This is a genomic window from Pseudomonas sp. BP6, from assembly GCF_017875935.1.
GTDB classification, from domain to species: domain Bacteria; phylum Pseudomonadota; class Gammaproteobacteria; order Pseudomonadales; family Pseudomonadaceae; genus Aquipseudomonas; species Aquipseudomonas putida_Y.
The window spans coordinates 3,483,603-3,502,444 of record NZ_JAGINI010000001.1 but is presented as its reverse complement, the minus strand read 5'-3'; the positions used below and the strand labels follow the sequence as shown (position 1 = coordinate 3,502,444).

At 64.5% G+C, this 18,842-nt stretch carries 6 protein-coding genes; 1 reads left to right on the top strand and 5 read right to left on the bottom strand.

Features of this window, described 5'->3' with window-relative positions:
- The first annotated feature begins 274 nt into the window (after positions 1–274).
- Complete coding sequence (locus tag J3A98_RS15835) at positions 275–13,228, top strand: non-ribosomal peptide synthetase (protein ID WP_209967275.1); 12,954 nt, start codon at positions 275–277, stop codon at positions 13,226–13,228.
- A 41-nt stretch (positions 13,229–13,269) separates the two neighbouring features.
- Here J3A98_RS15835 and J3A98_RS15830 read toward each other — a convergent pair whose 3' ends face one another.
- The 5 genes from J3A98_RS15830 to dsbD form a co-directional block, all read right to left on the bottom strand.
- Entirely contained in the window at positions 13,270–13,971 is a 702-nt protein-coding gene (locus J3A98_RS15830) for an ATP-binding cassette domain-containing protein (protein ID WP_209967273.1), read from the bottom strand.
- A complete protein-coding gene (locus tag J3A98_RS15825) occupies positions 13,971–14,708 on the bottom strand; it encodes a hypothetical protein (protein WP_209967271.1) in 738 nt (245 codons plus the stop codon). The genes J3A98_RS15830 and J3A98_RS15825 overlap by 1 nt, the downstream gene beginning before the upstream one ends.
- An 813-nt stretch (positions 14,709–15,521) precedes the next feature.
- Positions 15,522–16,280 (bottom strand): thiol:disulfide interchange protein DsbG, encoded by a 759-nt coding sequence (gene dsbG, locus J3A98_RS15820; protein WP_176685682.1) that lies wholly within the window; start codon positions 16,278–16,280, stop codon positions 15,522–15,524.
- Between the two features lies 1 nt (position 16,281).
- Entirely contained in the window at positions 16,282–17,118 is an 837-nt protein-coding gene (locus J3A98_RS15815; RefSeq protein ID WP_209967269.1) for a TlpA disulfide reductase family protein, read from the bottom strand.
- Positions 17,118–18,833 carry a protein-disulfide reductase DsbD gene (gene dsbD / locus J3A98_RS15810; RefSeq protein WP_209967266.1) on the bottom strand — a complete coding sequence of 572 codons (1,716 nt, stop codon included), beginning with the start codon at positions 18,831–18,833 and terminating at the stop codon, positions 17,118–17,120. The genes J3A98_RS15815 and dsbD overlap by 1 nt, the downstream gene beginning before the upstream one ends.
- Between the last annotated feature and the right edge of the window lie 9 nt (positions 18,834–18,842).

Here is an 18,842-nt window from a genome sequence, read left to right as displayed (position 1 = left end):
AGGCGCCCAAGGTTGGGAAGCTTCCTAAGACGTGCGACAAGCTATGTAAGATGATAATAATTGTCAAATGCGAAATGTAATTAGTATCTCTGGTTTCAGTTCTAAGCCGCGGCCGGCTTTGGGGTATGCCTTATCAACCCTTAAAGCCTGCCCTCCCTGCTAATTTCTCCCCCCTCCCATCCGTTCCCCTGTGTACATCCCCGGTCGCATACGTTGCCCGCCCTCGTTCGCGGAGCAGCTGTCGGACCTAACCAGACACTGGCAGGAACACCCCATGACGGACGCCTTCGAACTCCCGCTCTCGCTGGTCCAGGCCCTGGCGCAACGCGCCGCGCGGACCCCGGACAGGATCGCCTTGCGCTTTCTGGCCGACGCTCCCGGCGAGCAGGCCGTGCTCAGCTACCGGGACCTCGACCAGCGCGCGCGCACCATCGCCGCTGCCTTGCAGGCGCGCGCCAGCTTCGGTGACCGTGCCGTGTTGCTGTTCCCCAGCGGGCCGGATTACGTGGCGGCGTTCTTCGGTTGCCTGTACGCAGGCGTGATCGCGGTGCCGGCCTACCCGCCGGAATCCGCGCGTCAGCATCACCAGGAGCGTTTGCTGTCGATCATCGACGACGCCGAGCCGCGCCTGCTGCTGACCGTGGCGGCGCTGCACGACAGCTTGCAGGGCCTGGAAGCCCTGGCGGCGGACAATGCCCCCCAACTGCTGGCAGTGGATGGCTTGGACCCGGCCCTGGCGGCGAACTGGCGTGAGCCCGTACTCAAGGGCGATGACATCGCCTTCCTGCAGTACACCTCCGGTTCCACTGCGCTGCCCAAGGGCGTGCAGGTCAGTCATGGCAACCTGGTGGCCAACGAGCAACTGATCCGCCAAGGCTTTGGCATCGACCTCAACCCCGACGACGTGATCGTCAGCTGGCTGCCGCTGTACCATGACATGGGCCTGATCGGCGGCCTGCTGCAGCCGATCTTCAGTGGCGTGCCTTGCGTGCTGATGTCGCCGGGGTACTTCCTGGCCCGGCCGTTGCGCTGGTTGCAGGCCATCAGCGAATACGGCGGCACCATCAGCGGCGGGCCCGACTTTGCCTACCGCCTGTGCAGCGAGCGGGTGAGCGAGGCTTCGCTGGCCGGGCTCGACCTGAGCCGCTGGCGCGTAGCCTATTCGGGCTCCGAGCCAATCCGCCAGGACAGCCTGGCCACCTTTGCCGACAAGTTCCAGGCCTGCGGCTTCGATCCGCACAGCTTCTTCGCCAGTTATGGCCTGGCCGAAGCCACTCTGTTCGTCAGCGGCAGCCGCCGTGGCCAAGGTATCGCCGCGCTGGAGCTGGACGCCGCAGCCTTCGCTGCCAACCGTGCCGAGCCGGGCAAGGGCAGTGTGCTGATGAGCTGCGGCTACCCACAGCCGGGGCATGCCGTACGTATCGTCGAACCACAACGCCTGCAAGTGCTGGATGACAACCAGGTTGGCGAGATCTGGGCCGGCGGCCCGAGTATCGCATTGGGTTACTGGCGCAACCCCGAAGCCAGCGCTCGCACCTTTGTCGAAATGGACGGCCAGACCTGGCTGCGCACCGGCGATCTGGGCTTCATGCGTGACGGCGAGGTATTCGTCACCGGGCGTCTGAAGGACATGCTGATCGTGCGTGGGCAAAACCTGTACCCACAAGACCTGGAAAAAAACCTCGAGCGCGAAGTTCAGGTGCTGCGTAAAGGCCGGGTGGCGGTGTTCGCCGTCGAGCACCAAGGCGAGGAGGGCATCGGTGTCGCGGTGGAGATCAGCCGCAACGTGCAAAAGGCAATCAAGCCCCAGGACCTGATCAAGACCCTGCGCCAGGTCGTCGCCGACGCCTGCCGACAGGCCCCCGCCGTGGTCCTGCTGCTGAACCCCGGTGCGCTGCCGAAGACCTCCAGCGGCAAGTTGCAGCGCTCTGCCTGCCGCCTGCGCATGGACGATGGCAGCCTGGACTGCTATGCCCGTTTCCCTGAGGCAAGCGAAGCCGGTGCCGGTGCAACCGCTGGTGATGAGCTGCAAGCACGCATCGGCGCTGTGTGGCGCGACATCCTCGAGGTAGAGGCGGTGGCCGCGGACGACCACTTCCTGTTGCTGGGCGGTAACTCCATCGCCGCCACCCAGGCCACAGCGCGCCTGGCCGATGAGTTGGGTATCGACCTGAGCCTGCGCACGCTGTTCGAGGCGCCGGTACTGGCCGACTACAGCAAGGCCGTGGCACAGATCATCGCCGATGGCGCCGCAGGCACCGTGGCCATCACCACGCTGGAGCGCGCCCAGGCGTTGCCCCAGTCGCTGGCGCAGAACCGCTTGTGGCTGCTGTGGCTGCTGGAGCCGCAATCAGCGGCCTACAACATTCCCGCCGGCTTGCACCTGCGCGGCGAGCTGGATGTCGACGCCCTAAAAGCGGCCTTCCAGGCGCTGGTGGCACGCCATGAATCGTTGCGTACCGTGTTCAGCGAAGAGAATGGCCAGGCGCTGCAGCGTATCCTGCCGCAACAGCCGTTCAGCCTGCATTGCCTGGACCTTGGGGGGCACTCGCCCGAGCAGGTTGCCGCGCAGCGTGAAACCGAGGCCTGCCAGCCGTTCGACCTCACCCAGGGCCCGTTGCTGCGGGTGACCCTGGCGCGGCTGGGCGATGAAGATCATCAACTGTGGGTGACTCTGCACCACATCGTCGCTGACGGCTGGTCGCTGAACATCCTGCTCGATGAGTTCGCCAAACTGTATGCCGCCCACTGCCAGGGCCTGCAGGCCAGCCTGGCACCGCTGACCCTGGGCTACGCCGACTATGGCACCTGGCAGCGGCAATGGCTGGCCGAAGGCGAAGCCGAGCGGCAGCTGCAGTATTGGCAGGCGCGCCTGGGCGATGAACTGCCGGTGCTCGACCTGTGTACCGATCATCCACGTGCCAGCCAGCGCGACCATCGCGCCGCCCGTTTCAGCCTAAAGGTGCCGGCCAGGCTTACCGAAGCGCTCAAGGGCCTGGCCCGCGAGCAGCACGCCAGCCTGTTCATGGTCCTGCTGGCAGGTTGGCAGGCGCTGCTGCACCGCTACAGCGGCCAGGCCGATATCCGCGTCGGTGTGCCCAACGCCAACCGCCCGCGACTGGAAGCCCAGGGCCTGGTCGGCTTCTTCATCAACACCCAGGTGTTGCGCGCGCAGCTCGATGGCCGCCTGCCGTTCGCGCAGTTGCTGGCCCAGGTCCGTCAGGCCACCCTGGAAGCCCAGGCCAACCAGGACCTGCCATTCGAGCAGTTGGTCGAAGCCTTGCCAGAGGCCCGAGAGCAAGGCCTGTTCCAGGTCATGTTCAACCACCAGCAACGCGACCTGTCAGCCCTGCGGCGTCTGCCGGGGCTGTTGGCCGAAGAGCTGGCGTGGCACAGCCGCGAAGCCAAGTTCGACTTGCAGTTGCACAGTGAGGAGGACCATCTGGGCCGCCTGAGCCTGGCCTTCGACTATGCCGCGGAGCTGTTCGAAGCCAGCACCGTCGAACGTCTGGCCCATCACCTGCTGGCGCTGCTGGAACAGGTGTGTGCCGCGCCGCAGCAGGCGCTGGGCGACGTGCAATTGCTGGATGAGCCCGGCCGTGCGCAACTGCTGGGTTGGGGCCAGGCACCGGCCGCCGCAGCGCAGCACCTGTTGGTCGAGCAACTCAATGAGCAGGCACGCCTGACGCCGCAGCGCACCGCCCTGATTTGGGACGGGGGCAGCCTGGATTACGCCGGGTTGCACCAGCAAGCCAACCGCCTGGCCCACTACCTGCGTGACAAAGGCGTCGGCCCCGATACCTGTGTGGCCATTGCCATCGAGCGCTCGCCGCAATTGCTGGTCGGCCTGCTAGCCATTCTCAAGGCTGGCGGTGCCTACGTGCCGCTGGATGTCGATTACCCGGCCGAACGGATGGCCTACATGCTGGCCGACTGCGACGCCCGTTTGCTACTGAGCCACAGCAGCCTGCTGGGCAAGCTGCCGCAGGTCGACGGTGTCAGTGCCATTGCCCTCGACCAGTTGCACCTGGACAGCTGGCCCAGCCACGCTCCCGGTCTGCACCTGCACGGTGACAACCTGGCCTACGTGATTTACACCTCCGGCTCGACCGGCCAACCCAAGGGCGTGGGCAACACTCACGCGGCCCTGGCCGATCGCCTGCAGTGGATGCAGGCCACCTATGCGTTGGATGACAGCGACGTGCTGATGCAGAAGGCACCGATCAGCTTCGACGTATCGGTGTGGGAATGCTTTTGGCCGCTGGTCACCGGCTGCAAGCTGGTGCTCGCCGGCCCTGGTGAACACCGCGACCCGCAGCGTATCGCTGCCATGGTCCAGGCCCATGGGGTGACCACGCTGCACTTCGTGCCGCCGCTGTTGCAGGTGTTCGTCCAGGAGCCGCAGGCGGGTGCCTGCACCAGCCTGCGCCGGGTGTTCTCGGGTGGCGAAGCGTTGTCCGCCACGCTACGAGACCGCGTGCTGCAAGTGCTGGCGCAGGTGCAGCTGCACAACCGTTACGGCCCGACCGAAACCGCCATCAACGTCACCCACTGGCACTGCCAGGCAGCGGACGGCGAGCGCTCGCCCATCGGCCGGCCGCTGGGCAATGTGCTGTGCCGCGTGCTGGACGATGAGCTGGAACTGACTATCCCCGGGGTGCCGGGCGAGCTGTACCTCGGTGGCGCGGGGTTGGCCCGTGGTTACCTGGGCCGCCCCGGCCTCACTGCCGAGCGCTTCGTACCCCAGGCCGACGGTAATGGTCAGCGTCTGTACCGCAGTGGCGATGGTGCCCGTTGGCAGGTGCAGATGGAGGCACTGGAATACCTTGGCCGCCTCGACCAGCAGGTAAAGGTGCGTGGCTTCCGCGTCGAACCCGAGGAAGTCCAGGCCTGCCTGCTGGCGCAGGCGGGTGTCGAACAGGCGCTGGTATTGATTCACAAGGATGCTGTCGGCGCGCAACTGGTGGGCTACTACTGTGGCAGCGCCCAGCCCGCCGAGCTGTTGGCAGTGCTGGCTGCCCAGTTGCCAGCGTACATGGTGCCGGCACAGCTCATCCCGCTGGCACAGATGCCGCTGGGCCCCAGCGGCAAGGTCGACCGCAAGGCGCTGCCGGCTCCGGTGTGGCAGCAGCGTGTGCATGTCGAACCACAAACCGAGTTGCAGCAACAGGTCGCTGCGATCTGGCGTGAAGTGCTGAACCTGCCGCGCATCGGCCTGCAGGACGACTTCTTCGCCCTGGGTGGCCACTCGCTGTTGGCCACCCAGATTGTCTCGCGCAGCCGCCAGGCCTGCGATGTCGAGCTGCCGCTCAAGACCCTGTTCGAAGCCAGCGAACTGGGCGCCTTCTGTGCCGAGATCGCGCGCTTGCGCGCGGTCGGCGAGCGCAACCTGCAAGGCGAAATCGCCCGCGTCGACCGCCGCCAGGCCGTACCGCTGTCGTACTCGCAGCAGCGCATGTGGTTCCTCTGGCAAATGGAGCCTGACAGCCCGGCGTACAACGTCGGCGGCATGGCACGCCTGCGCGGCACCCTGCACGTGGACGCCTTCGAGCGTGCGCTGCAGGCGCTGATCGTGCGTCACGAAACCTTGCGCACCACGTTCCCCAGCATCGACGGCGTGCCGTACCAGTGCGTGGCCGAAGACAGCGGTCTGCATCTGGACTGGCAAGACTTCAGCGCTTTGTCAGACGATGCCCGCCAGCAACGTTTGCAACAACTGGCCGACGACCAGGCGCACCAGCCCTTCGACCTGGAGCGGGGGCCGCTGCTGCGCGCCTGTCTGGTCAAGGCCGACGAGCGCGAGCACTGCTTCGTGCTGACGCTGCACCACATCGTCACCGAAGGCTGGGCCATGGACATCTTCGCCCGCGAATTGGGCGAGCTGTACGAGGCCTTCGTCGATGACCGCGAGTCGCCGCTGGCGCCGCTGCCGGTGCAGTACCTGGACTACAGCGTGTGGCAACGGCAATGGCTGGAAAGCGGCGAGGGCGCGCGCCAGTTGGCCTACTGGAAGGCTCGCCTGGGCGATGAACACCCGGTATTGGCCTTGCCCGCCGACCGCCCGCGGCCGGCTGTGCAAAGCCACCGTGGCGAGCTGTACCGCTTCGACCTCGGCCCGGCCCTGGTCGCCCGCGTGCATGCCTTCAACAGCCAGCGCGGCCTGACCCTGTTCATGACCATGACCGCCACCCTGGCCGCCTTGCTGCACCGCTACAGTGGCCAGCGCGACCTGCGTATCGGCGCGCCGGTGGCCAACCGCATCCGTCCGGAAAGCGAAGGGCTGATCGGCGCCTTCCTCAACACCCAGGTGCTGCGCTGCGAGCTGGACGGCCAGATGACCGCCGCTCAGTTGTTGGAGCAGATGCGTCAGGCCGCCATCGAAGGCCAGTCACACCAGGACCTGCCGTTCGACCAGTTGGTGGAGGCCTTGCAGCCGCCGCGCAGCAGCGCCTACAACCCACTGTTCCAGGTGATGTGCAACGTGCAGCGCTGGGCCTTCCAGCAAAGCCGCCAGCTTGCCGGCATGCAGGTGGATTACCTGGTCAATGACGCCAGCGCCACCAAGTTCGACCTGTACCTGGAGGTGACCGACCTCGACGGTCGCCTGGGTTGCTGCCTGACCTACAGCCGTGACCTGTTCGACGAGCCGCGCATCGCGCGCATGGCCGAGCATTGGCAGCAACTGCTGGTCGGCCTGCTGGACAACCCGCAACAGCGCCTGTGCGAACTGCCGATGCTGAGCAGCGCCGAGCAGCAGGTGCTGGTGGGCCAGTTGCAGGGCGAGCACGATTTCGACCTCGACCAGACCTTGCACGGCCTGTTCGCCGCCCAGGCCGCGCGCGCGCCACAGGCTGGCGCGTTGACCTTTGCCGGCCAGCACATGACCTACGCCGAACTCGACCAACAGGCCAACCGCCTGGCCCGCGCCCTGCGCGAGCGTGGTGTCGGCCCGCAGGTGCGCGTGGGCCTGGCCCTGGAGCGCTCGCTGGAAATGGTCGTCGGCCTGTTGGCCATCCTCAAGGCCGGTGGCGCCTATGTACCGCTCGACCCCGAGTACCCGCTCGACCGCCTGCGCTACATGATCGAAGACAGCCGCATCGGCCTGCTGCTGAGCCAGCGCGCGTTGCTGCAAACCCTCGGCGAGCTGCCCGAAGGCGTGGCGCGCTGGAGCCTGGAAGACGACGCTGCCAGCCTGCCGGCGCACAGCGACGCGCCGCTGGACAACCTCAATTTGCCGCAGCACCAGGCCTACCTGATCTATACCTCCGGCTCCACCGGCAAGCCCAAAGGTGTGGTGGTCAGCCATGGCGAATTCGCCATGCATTGCCAGGCAGTGATCGCCGCGTTCGGCATGCGCAGCGATGACTGCGAACTGCATTTCTATTCGATCAACTTCGATGCCGCCAGCGAGCGCCTGTGGGCGCCGCTGCTGTGTGGCGCCCGTGTGGTGCTGCGTGCCCAAGGGCAGTGGGGCGCCGAGGAAATCTGCCAACTGGTGCGTGAGCAGCAGGTGAGCATCCTCGGTTTCACCCCTAGCTACGGCAGCCAACTGGCCCAGTACCTGGGTGGGCGGGGCGAACAGTTGCCGGTGCGCCTGGTGATCACCGGCGGCGAAGCGCTGACCGGCGAGCACCTGCAACGCATCCGCCAGGCCTTTGCGCCGCAGCAGTGCTTCAATGCCTACGGCCCGACCGAAACCGTGGTCATGCCGCTGGCGTGCCTGGCCCCAGAGGCCTTGCCAGCAGACCTTGGCAGCGTACCGATCGGCCGCGTCATCGGTAGCCGTACGGCCTACATCCTCGACGAGGATCTGGCCTTGTTGCCGCAAGGCGGCATTGGCGAACTGTATGTCGGCGGCGCCGGCCTGGCCCAGGGTTACCACGACCGGCCAGGCCTCACTGCCGAGCGCTTTGTCGCCGACCCGTTCAGTGCCGAAGGCGGTCGCCTGTACCGTACCGGCGACCTGGTACGCCTGGGTACTGATGGCCTGGTGGAGTATGTCGGCCGTGCCGACCAGCAGGTGAAGATCCGCGGCTTCCGCATCGAACTGGGCGAAATCGAGAGCCGCCTGCAAGCGCATGCCGATGTCGAAGAAGCCGTGGTGCTGGCCCTTGATCTGCCGGGTGGCAAGCAACTGGTGGGTTACCTGGTGTGCAAGCAGGCCCCTGCCGACAGCGATACGCAAAGCCTGCTGCGCGAAGCGGTGAAGGCCAATGCCCGCCAGCACCTGCCGGACTACATGGTGCCCGCACACTTGGTTCTGCTCGAAAGCCTGCCGCTGATGGGGAACGGCAAGCTCGACCGCCGTGCCTTGCCACTGCCCGACCTGGAGCAGGCGCGCCAGCAGTACCAGGCCCCGGGTAATGAGGTGGAAGCGCAACTGGCGCAGATCTGGCGCGACGTGCTGAACGTTGCCCAGGTCGGGGTGCAGGACAACTTCTTCGAACTGGGCGGCGACTCGATCCTGTCGATTCAGGTGGTCAGCCGCGCCCGACAGGCCGGCTTGCAATTCACCCCACGCGACCTGTTCCAGCATCAGACCATCCAGACCCTGGCAACTGTGGTTCAGCTCAGCGAAGCCGCGAGCACCGTCGAGCAGGGCCTGCGCCAGGGCCAGGCCGGGCTGACGCCGATCCAGCACTGGTTCTTCGACAGTGACGTACCACAGCCGCAACACTGGAACCAGGCCGTGCTGCTGGAGGTGCGCCAACCCTTGGTTGAGGCCACCCTTGAACAGGCATTGGCTGCGCTGGTGCAGCACCATGACAGCCTGCGCCTGCGCTTCAGCGACGCCCAGGGCCGCTGGCAGGCGCAGTACGCGCAGCCTGGCGCCGAGCAACTGCTGTGGAGCGCCACTGTCGCCGATTTCAATGATTGTCAGGCACTCTACACCGACGTGCAGCGCAGCCTGGACCTGCAACAGGGGCCGCCGCTGCGCGCCTTGCTGGTGCGTGACGGGCAGGGCACCCAGCGGTTGTTGCTGGCGATCCATCACCTGGTGGTCGATGGTGTGTCCTGGCGGGTGCTGCTGGAAGACCTGCAGGCGCTGTACCGTGGCCAGCCTCTGCCGGCCAAGACCCACGCCGTCGGCGACTGGGCCGCGCGCCTGGCCAGCTACGCCGGCAGCGATTCGCTGCGTGACGAACTGACCTGGTGGCAAGGCCAACTGGGTAGCGTGCGCCGCGAACTGCCATGCGATCACCCGCAGGGCAGCAATTTGCACCGCCACGCCCAGACCCTGGCTATCGGCCTGGACGTGGAGCAGACCCGACAACTGTTGCAACAAGCCCCGGCGGCTTACCACACCCAGGTCAACGACCTGCTGTTGACTGCACTGGCGCGGGCCTTGTGCCGCTGGAGCGGCGATGAAGAAGTGCTGGTGCAGCTCGAAGGCCATGGCCGTGACGGGCTGTTCGAAGACATGGACCTGACCCGCAGCGTCGGCTGGTTCACCAATGCCTACCCACTGAGCCTGCGTCCGCTGCCAGGTGAAGACGACGCGGCGCGGGCCGGTTCGATCAAGCGCATCAAGGAACAACTGCGCCATGTGCCGCACAAGGGCCTGGGCTACGGCGTACTGCGCTACCTGGCGGATGCCGCCGGGCGCGAGCAGATGGCGGCCTTGCCGCAGGCGCGCATCACCTTCAACTACCTGGGCCAGTTCGACCAGCAGTTCGACAGTGCGGCCTTGTTCCAGCCCCTGGAGGCACCGGCCGGGTTGGCGCATGACCTCGATGCGCCGTTGCCCAACTGGTTGAGCGTCGATGGCCAGGTGTATGGCGGTGCTCTGCAACTGCGCTGGACCTTCAGCGCCGAGCGCTACGACCAGCAGACCATCGCGGGTCTGGCCGAGGCCTATCGTCAGGAGCTGCTGGCGCTGGTCGCGCATTGCCTGGCCGATGGCAATGGCAGCTTCACCCCATCGGACTTCCCGCTGGCGCACCTGACTCAGGAGCAGATCGACGCATTGCCGGTACCGGCCGCGCAGATCGAGGACGTTTACCCGCTGACGCCGATGCAGGAAGGCATGCTGCTGCACACCCTGCTGGAGCCGGGCACCGGCCTTTACTACATGCAGGACCGCTACCGCATCAACAGCGCGCTAGACCCCGAGCGTTTCGCCCAGGCCTGGCAGGCGGTGGTGGCGCGCCACGAAGCGTTGCGCGCCTCGTTCAGTTGGAACAGCGGCGAGGCGATGCTGCAGATCATCCACAAGCCAGGCAACCTGGCGGTGGACTACCAGGACTGGCGCGGCCTGGCTGAGGATGCCCAGGAGCAGCGCCTGCAGGCTCTGCACAAGCAGGAGCGCGAGGCCGGCTTTGCCCTGCTCAGCGAGGCACCGTTCCACCTGCGCCTGGTGCGCGTGGCCGATGAACGCTACTGGTTCATGATGAGCAACCACCACATCCTTATCGATGCCTGGTGCCGCTCGCTGTTGATGAACGATTTCTTCGAGGTCTACCAGGCCCTTGGCGAAGGCCGTCAGGCCCAACTGCCGGTGCCGCCGCGTTACCGCGATTACATCGGTTGGCTGCAACGCCAGGGCCTGGACGACGCACGCGCCTGGTGGCAGGCCAACCTGGCCGGCTTCGAACGTGCTACAGCCATCCCTAGCGACCGCCCGCTGCGCCATGATCACGCCGGTAGCGGCATGGTCGTCGGCGACTGCTACACCCGCCTGGAGGTGAGTGATGGTGTGCGTCTGCGCGAACTGGCCCAGGCTCATCAGCTCACCGTCAACACCTTCGCCCAGGCGGCCTGGGCCCTGGTGTTGGCGCGTCACAGCGGCGACCGCGATGTGGCCTTTGGCGTGACCGTGGCCGGTCGCCCGGTGAGCATGCCGCAGATGCAACGCACCGTCGGCCTGTTCATCAACAGCGTGGCCCTGCGCGTGCAGTTGCCCATCGCTGGTGAGCGTTGCAGCGTACGCCAGTGGCTGCAGGGCCTGCTGCAAAGCAACATGGAACTGCGCGAGTACGAATACCTGCCGCTGGTGGCGATCCAGGCGTGCAGCGAGTTGCCCAAGGGCCAGCCGCTGTTCGACAGCCTGTTCGTGTTCGAGAATGCGCCGGTTGAAACCGCCGTGCTCGATCACGCCCAGCACCTGAACGCCAGCTCCGACTCGGGCCGTACCCACACCAACTTCCCGCTGACGGCGGTGTGTTACCCGGGTGATGACCTGGGCCTGCACCTGTCGTTCGACCAGCGTTACTTCGACTACCCGACCGTCGAGCGTCTGCTGGCCGAATTCAAGCGCCTGCTGCTGGCGCTGGTACAAGGTTTTGAAGGGACGGTGAGCGAGCTACCGTTGCTGAGCGCCCAAGAGCAAGGCTTCCTGCTGGAGGACTGCAACCGGACCGAGCGGGTTTATCCGCTGGAACAAAGCTACATCGCGCAGTTCGAAGCGCAGGTCGTGGCGCATCCGCAGCGTACCGTGGCCTGCTGCCTGGAGGCGTCCTACGATTACGCCGGGCTGAACCTGGCGGCCAACCGCCTGGGCCATGCGCTGGTGGCTGCCGGGGTCTGCGTGGACCAGCCAGTGGCACTGCTTGCCGAGCGTGGGTTGCCGCTGCTGGGCATGATTGTCGGCAGCTTCAAGGCCGGGGCCGGCTACCTGCCGCTGGACCCGGGCCTGCCGGCGGCGCGCCTGCAAAGCATCATCCAGCTCAGCCGTACGCCAGTGCTGGTGTGCAGCGCGGCCTGCGCCGAGCAGGGGCGGCAGTTGCTCGGTGAGCTGGAGACTGCGCTGCGGCCGCGACTGCTGGTCTGGGAAGACATCCAGGCCAACCCGATCGCAAGCCACAATCCGGGTATCCACAGTGGCCCGGACAACCTCGCCTACGTGATCTACACCTCAGGCTCGACCGGCCTGCCGAAAGGGGTGATGGTCGAGCAGCGTGGCATGCTCAACAACCAGCTGAGCAAGGTGCCGTACCTGGCCCTGAGCGAGCAGGACGTGATTGCCCAGACCGCCTCGCAAAGCTTCGACATCTCGGTCTGGCAGTTCCTGGCTGCGCCGCTGTTCGGCGCCAAGGTAGAGATCGTGCCTAACGCCATCGCCCATGACCCGCAGGGCCTGCTGGCGCATGTGCAAACTACCGGCATCACCGTGCTGGAGAGCGTGCCGTCGCTGATCCAGGGCATGCTGGCCAGCGACCACCAGGCCCTCGACGGCCTGCGCTGGATGCTGCCGACCGGCGAGGCCATGCCACCGGAGCTGGCGGCGCAGTGGCTGCAGCGCTACCCGCAGATCGGCCTGGTCAATGCCTATGGGCCGGCGGAGTGCTCGGATGACGTGGCGTTCTTCCGCGTCGATGCCGCCTCGACCCAAGGCAGCTACCTGCCCATCGGCACGCCAACCGATAACAACCGCCTGTACCTGTTCGGCGAGGACCAGGCACTGGTGCCGCTGGGTGCGGTGGGCGAGTTGTGCGTGGCTGGTACGGGTGTAGGCCGTGGCTACGTCGGTGACCCGGTGCGCACGGCACTGGCGTTCATCCCTCACCCTTACGGGGCGCCGGGCGAACGCCTGTACCGCACTGGCGACCTGGCGCGGCAACGCCCGGACGGTGTGCTGGAGTACGTCGGGCGCATCGACCATCAGGTGAAGATTCGCGGCTATCGCATCGAGCTGGGCGAGATCGAGGCCCGGCTGCATGAGCAGGCGGAAATTCGCGATGCTGCCGTGGCGGTGCAGGAGGGCGTGAACGGCAAGCATCTGGTTGGCTACCTGGTGGCGCACCAGGGCGTCAGTGCCGATGCCGCGTTGCTGGAGCAGGTCAAGCAACGACTGCGTGCCGAGTTGCCGGAGTACATGGTGCCGTTGCATTGGGGCTGGTTCGACAGCTTGCCGCACAACGCCAACGGCAAGCTCGACCGCAAGGCCCTGCCAGCCATCGACATCGGCGGCCAATACAGTCAGGCCTATCAGGCGCCACGCAACGAATTGGAGGGCGTGTTGGCGGGTATCTGGGCCGATGTGCTCAAAGCCGAGCGGGTGGGGGTGCACGACAACTTCTTCGAGCTGGGCGGGCATTCGCTGTTGGCCACGCAGATCGCTTCGCGGGTGCAGAAGCAGCTACAGCTGAACGTGCCGCTGCGGGCGATGTTCGAGTGCAGCACGGTGGAGGCGTTGGCCGAGTATGTACAGGGGCTGCAGGGCAGTGCGCTGGATGATGACAAGGTCGATCGGCTCAGTGACCTGATGGCGGAGCTGGAGGGGCTGTGATGGGCAGGGGCGCTTGGCGCCCCTTTCAATGGCCACGGTACCTAGACCGAAGCATTGATAAAGGCTTCATCCAGCGATTTGGCGTGGTGGCGTTCCATGAACTGTCCACCACTGTCAAACGCTTCCAGTCGTTTGTTTGCGAGCATATAAAAGCGCTGGCAGTTTTTCGTGATTTCCTCTGTGTAATGAGAAGATATCAGCACGCTCGCACCTTCCGCGCACGCGCTTTTAATACCGAGCCATATATAGTGTCGAAATTCAGGGTCTACGCCAGCCGTTGGCTCGTCAAGAATGATCAAGTCACTGTTTAAAAGTAGCAAGGTCAGCGTGAAATAGCTGCGAATTTCACCGTAGCTGCAATTGGCGGCTTTTTTCTTGGCGATGTCCGCATATCGCCTGGACAGTGGCGGGGACCATTTGGCTAGTTTCGAGAGAATCTCTGTGTGATCTGGGGAAACGTTGGGGGTCAGGCTGGTGATAAGCTTGCCCGCTTCGTTCATGCGGAGCAATGGGGGCGGTGTAAGGATTTGCGTCAAATAGGCCTGACGCCTGGATAAATTGGAAATAGCACCCTTTGTCGGCTTCTTTATTTTACAGATGAGGTCGAAAAGGGTTGTCTTTCCGGCTCCGTTGTTGCCAAGAATACCGACCAGTTCCCCCGCTTTTATAGTGAGTTCAATGTCGTTCAGCAGCGGGTTTCCGCTGTATCCGAATTGAAGGTTGTTTATAGTTAAAATGTCCATCAGTATCGGCTCCATATGGGTTGAATTCTGAAATACCTTCCAGTCAGGTATGTCGAGGCTGCAGAGGCCGAAAGTGCAATCAGGAAACTGTTGAGAAGGGGCATTTCGCCATGGAAGATCTGCGCGCTTAAAAAGAGCGGGTTGATCAGCGTTAGCGCCTGCGAAGCATCGTGCCCCATTGTGGCGCCGTTGTATCCGGAGACCAGCATGAGAAATGACATGAGCGAAAAAAGGGTGCTGGCCGTGCTGAATTTTATCGGCAGCGCAGCGATCCCCAGGCCGATACAGGTGAACATGAGGTAACTGGTGTAAAAGCATGCCATCAGATAGAGGAATTCAGGGAGTGAGTACTGACCTCGCAAGGGTTTGGTCAAGAGGTAAAATAGTGTGGCGTAAAGTGTGCTCAATAATAAATAGCTGAGTGTATGGGCCGTCAGGAATAGCTTGATTGCGCCGTGTTGGTAGATGAAGGACCGCGTGAAGCCACTTTCCCTTCTGCCGATAAGGTAGAAGCTGAATCCAAAGAACGCGAGGGTGGCAGAGATGTATGAGTAGAACCAGGCGGCTGAAGCGGTATAGGTTGAGGTTGCATGCGTTGGGTTGGTGATCATGTAGAGTATGCAAGGGGCCAGCGCTGACCAAAGAAGCGATGTGGGCTCCCTCAAGTGCTCAGTGGTCAAGATTCTTGTGATACTCGTGATTTTTTTTGCGCTGCGGATAAAGTGGTTTGGGTTCATGGGTGGACCATTTTGGTGTCATGGTTGCGTGTTATTTGATTTTGCAGTGAGTGTCGAAGCCAATGCCACGAGGTTAATGCCATATTGATTTTTCATGAGTGCCTCCTGGTTTTTGGTGTGTCTGAAAGGTACGGGTATGGAGGTTTAGGCGTTCGGCTGTTTAAAGTCAATCTTTCGGTGGGGGTGGCGTGGCTGGAAGTGATATTGGAATGTTTGGTTTAAAGCTATTTTTGTGGGAAAATTCTTCAGAAGGGTCTTACTTAAGTCTGATAATGTTTTTTGGGGTTTATTTTTTCTTCTAATTGTGTGAGAAATTTCTGTTTTTGATGCTCGAATACTCTGTCGTGAACGTCCGAGTGTTCTTTGTTGTGCGTGTGTGTGGGATTTGAATAAGGGAAGCAAGCAGACGATGTTTGGCGAAGGGGCGTGCCGAATAATTGTTTCTGGGTATGTTGAGTGGCAGATTTAAATCTGCGCGGGGTAGATTTGCCGGGCCTGGAGATCTACTGCTTGCGAAAGAACGGCCTGCGTCCAATCACCAATGTGTGTCCACTCCCGATCAGCGTAGGAGCGGGTTTACCCGCGAATACAATGGCGGCGGCAACGGTGAACGGCTGGTGGAAATTGGCCAGCAGGTCCGGCCCTTTCGCGGGTAAACCCGCTCCTACACCCGACCGCGCAGGCCTTGCGATCACAATCCAGCCGTTAGCGCGAGCCCCGTAGGAGCGGGTTCACCCGCGAACACCGGCGTAGCCGGTGCCATGCCCCGCGTCATCTGCTTCGCGGCGCTCTATCTGTGCCCCACCACATGCACTAGCGCTTGCCCAGAATCTTCCCAAGCATCTCCGGCCGTGGTGCCCCTTGCTGGCTTTGCAGGTTGCCTTGCTCATCCTGATAGAAAATGGCCGGGGTCGCCTGCAACCCCATCTCTTCCATCAACGCCATGTTCGCCGCCAGCTTCTGTTGCACAGCCTCTGGCACCTGCTCGAGTGCCTTCAGGGTGCTGGCCTTGCCGGCCTTTTCATGCTGCTGCAGGGCCTTGGCCGGATCTTTCGCTGCCAGCAGCGCCGCCGACTTGCCCGGGCTGTCCTCACGGATGATGCCGACCATGATATGGCGCAACTGCACCTTGCCCGACTCCACCCACGGCCGCGCCTGTTCCCAGAACATGTTGCAGTATGGGCAGTTCGGGTCGCTGAACAGGTATACCTTGCGCGGCGCGTCGGCCTTGCCGTCGGCGATCCACGCGGTTTTTTCCATTTTCGCCCAGATTTCCTTGCTCATCGGCGCGTATACAAGCTTCTGCAGTGGCTCGGCGCTAAGGTCCTTGCCCTGTTCGTCGAACAGGCTGCCGACCAGTACGTGCTTGCCGTCAGGGGTCAGGTACAGGGCCAGGGCGTTGTTCTGGTACTCGGCGGCATAACCGCGCAGGCCGTTGGGCGCATCGAAGCTGCCCTTGATCACGGCGCCTTTGGCTTGCAGTTGCTGAACCGCCTTGGGCAGTTCTTCGGCCTGCAGGGCAGGGGTGGCCAGCAGGGCCAGGGACAGGGGCAGCAGTGCAGTCAATCGCATGTCAGTTTCCTTGTGCGGCAGGGGCGGGCGCCAGGGCCCGTTCGAAGGGTTCCAGAGCGTGGCGCAGGCTGGCCCGGGACAGCTCGCCCAGGTGGCTGCCGATCAGCCGCCCGTTGGCGTCGTAGAACAGGGTGGTGGGCAGGGCCATGGAGCCGACACGCTGGGCCAGCAGGCCGGTGCCGTCGAATAGCACGTGGGTCAGGCTCAGGCCGGTGGTGGCGAGGAAGGTGCTGACGTTTTCCGGGGTCTCGCCCTGGTTGACGAACAGGAAGGTCACGTGCGGGTAATCGCTTTGTGCCTGTTGCAGCACGGGCATCTCACGCCGACACGGTGGACACCAGGTGGCCCAGATATTGATGACCAGCGGCTTGCCGCGGTAGCTGTGCAATGCCACGGACTGGCCGCCGGCGTTGCGCAGGCTCAGTTCGGGCAACTCGGTGCCTTTGCTGTACAGGTGGCCGCCGAGGCTGGCCAGGCCCCAGAACAGTGCGCCGCTGAACAGCGCCCAGCCTAGCGGGCGACGCAGGCCGGGGTGGCGCCAGCCCTGCCACAGGGCACCTGCCACGATGCCGGCAAGGCCCGGCCAGAACAGGAAGCCGCCATCACGGATGTCGATGATTTGCAGTGGTTCGTCCTGGTACATCGTCCAGTAGGCCAGCACGAAACCGGCGCGGGCACACAGCAGGCCGATCAGGAACAGGTTGAACAGCGCCGATTCCGGGCTCTCGCCGCCACGTCGGGCGACCCACCAGCCGACCACGCTTGCGATCACCAGGGCGGTGAGCATCAGCAGGTGGTTGAGGGCCATGGTCAGTGGCCCGAGTGTTACGGTCAGCATCAGCCTTGGCTCCTGGTCTGGACCCAGTGTTGCTGGAACGCTGCTGCATCCACCTCACCGGTGATGCGCCGCGCGCGGCGTTCTTCGCCTTCCGGGCCGATCCAGATGATGCTGGGCGGGCCGGGTACCTGGTAGCGCTGCAGCAGGGCCTTGCTGGCCGGGCTGTCGGCGGTCACGTCCAGGCGCAGCAGGTGCACGCCGGCCAGGCCGGTCTGCACGTCGCTGCGGGCGAACACCTGTTTTTCCATGACTTTGCACGACACGCACCAGTCGGCATAGTAGTCGAGCATCACCCACTGGCCGCGGGCTTTGGCCGCGTCCAGTTCACGTTGCAGGTCCTCGGGGCGGCTGACGGTGACGAAGCTGTCCTCGGCATGCTGGCCAGCGGCCGCTGTGCTGCCACCCCCGGCGAACGGGCGTAGTGGCTGCCAGAGGTCGTCGCCGCCTGCTGCCGCACCGACCAGCAACAGGCCGCCCCACAGGGCGCCGAGCAACGGCACTGCACGCAACGCCGGCAGGCGCTGCAGGGCTGGCCAGGCGGCCCAGGCCAGGGCGATCAGCCAGGCGCCGCTCAGTGCCAGCAGCAAGGTAGCAGGCAGCAGGCTGCGCACGGTGTACAGTGCCATGGCCAGGAACACGAAACCGAACACACCCTTGACCCGGTTCATCCACGCACCCGGGCGCGGCAGGTAACGGTTGCCCAGGGTTACCAGCAACAGCAGCGGCACGCCCATGCCCAGGCCGAGGCTGAACAGCACCAGCGCGCCTTGCAGTACGTCACCGCTTTGCGCGATGTACAGCAGCGCACCGGCCAACGGCGCAGTCATGCACGGGCCGAGCAACAGGCCGGACAACGCCCCGAGCAATGCCGCGCCATACAGGTTGCCGCCACGGGTACCTTGCCCGGCGCGGTCCAGGCGGTCGCGCAGGGCGGCAGGCAGTTGCAGTTCGAAGGCGCCGAACATCGGCAGTGCCAGCAGCACGAACAGCCCCGCCAGGCTACCCAGCAGCCAGGGTTGCTGCAGCCAGGCCTGCAGGCTGGCACCCAGCAGGGCAGCAACCACCCCGAGCCCGGCGTACACCAGGGCCATGCTCAGCACATAGACCCCGGCCAGCAGCCAGCCGCGCCGGGCACTGGCGCCATTGCCCAGCACCAGCCCGGCAAGGATCGGCAGCATCGGCAGCGAGCAGGGGGTGAAGGCCAGCAGCAGCCCAAGGCCGAAGAACGCCAGCAGGCTCCAGGCCAGGTGGCCTTGCTGAAGGCCGCTGGCCAGGGCCTGGTCGCTGGCTTGCTCGGCGGCGGGCGTTACGCTGCCACCCAAGTCGATCGAGGTGGTTTGCGGCGGGTAGCACAGGCCGGCATCGGCGCAGCCCTGCCAGCCCAGGCGCAACTGACCCTGGGCGTTGGCAGGCAATAGCAGTTCAAGCTGGTCGCGATACACCGCGCTGTCGCCGAAGAACTCGTCGTGATGGTTGAGTGCCGGTGGCAGTTGCGGGTGTTGCTCGGTGGGCAGGCCATCGAACTTCAGGCGCTTCTGGTACAGGTAGTAGCCCGGCTTGATCTGGAAGTACAGGCGCATCTGGCCGTCGGCCTGGCGGTCGTGGGTGAGCACGAAGGCTTGGTCAACCGGCAGGAAGTCTGGTTTCACATCGAACGGGTTGGCTTGCAACGGGCCGGCCAGTAGGAGTGTGAGGAAGAGCAGGAGAACGCGCATGTCTTCGCC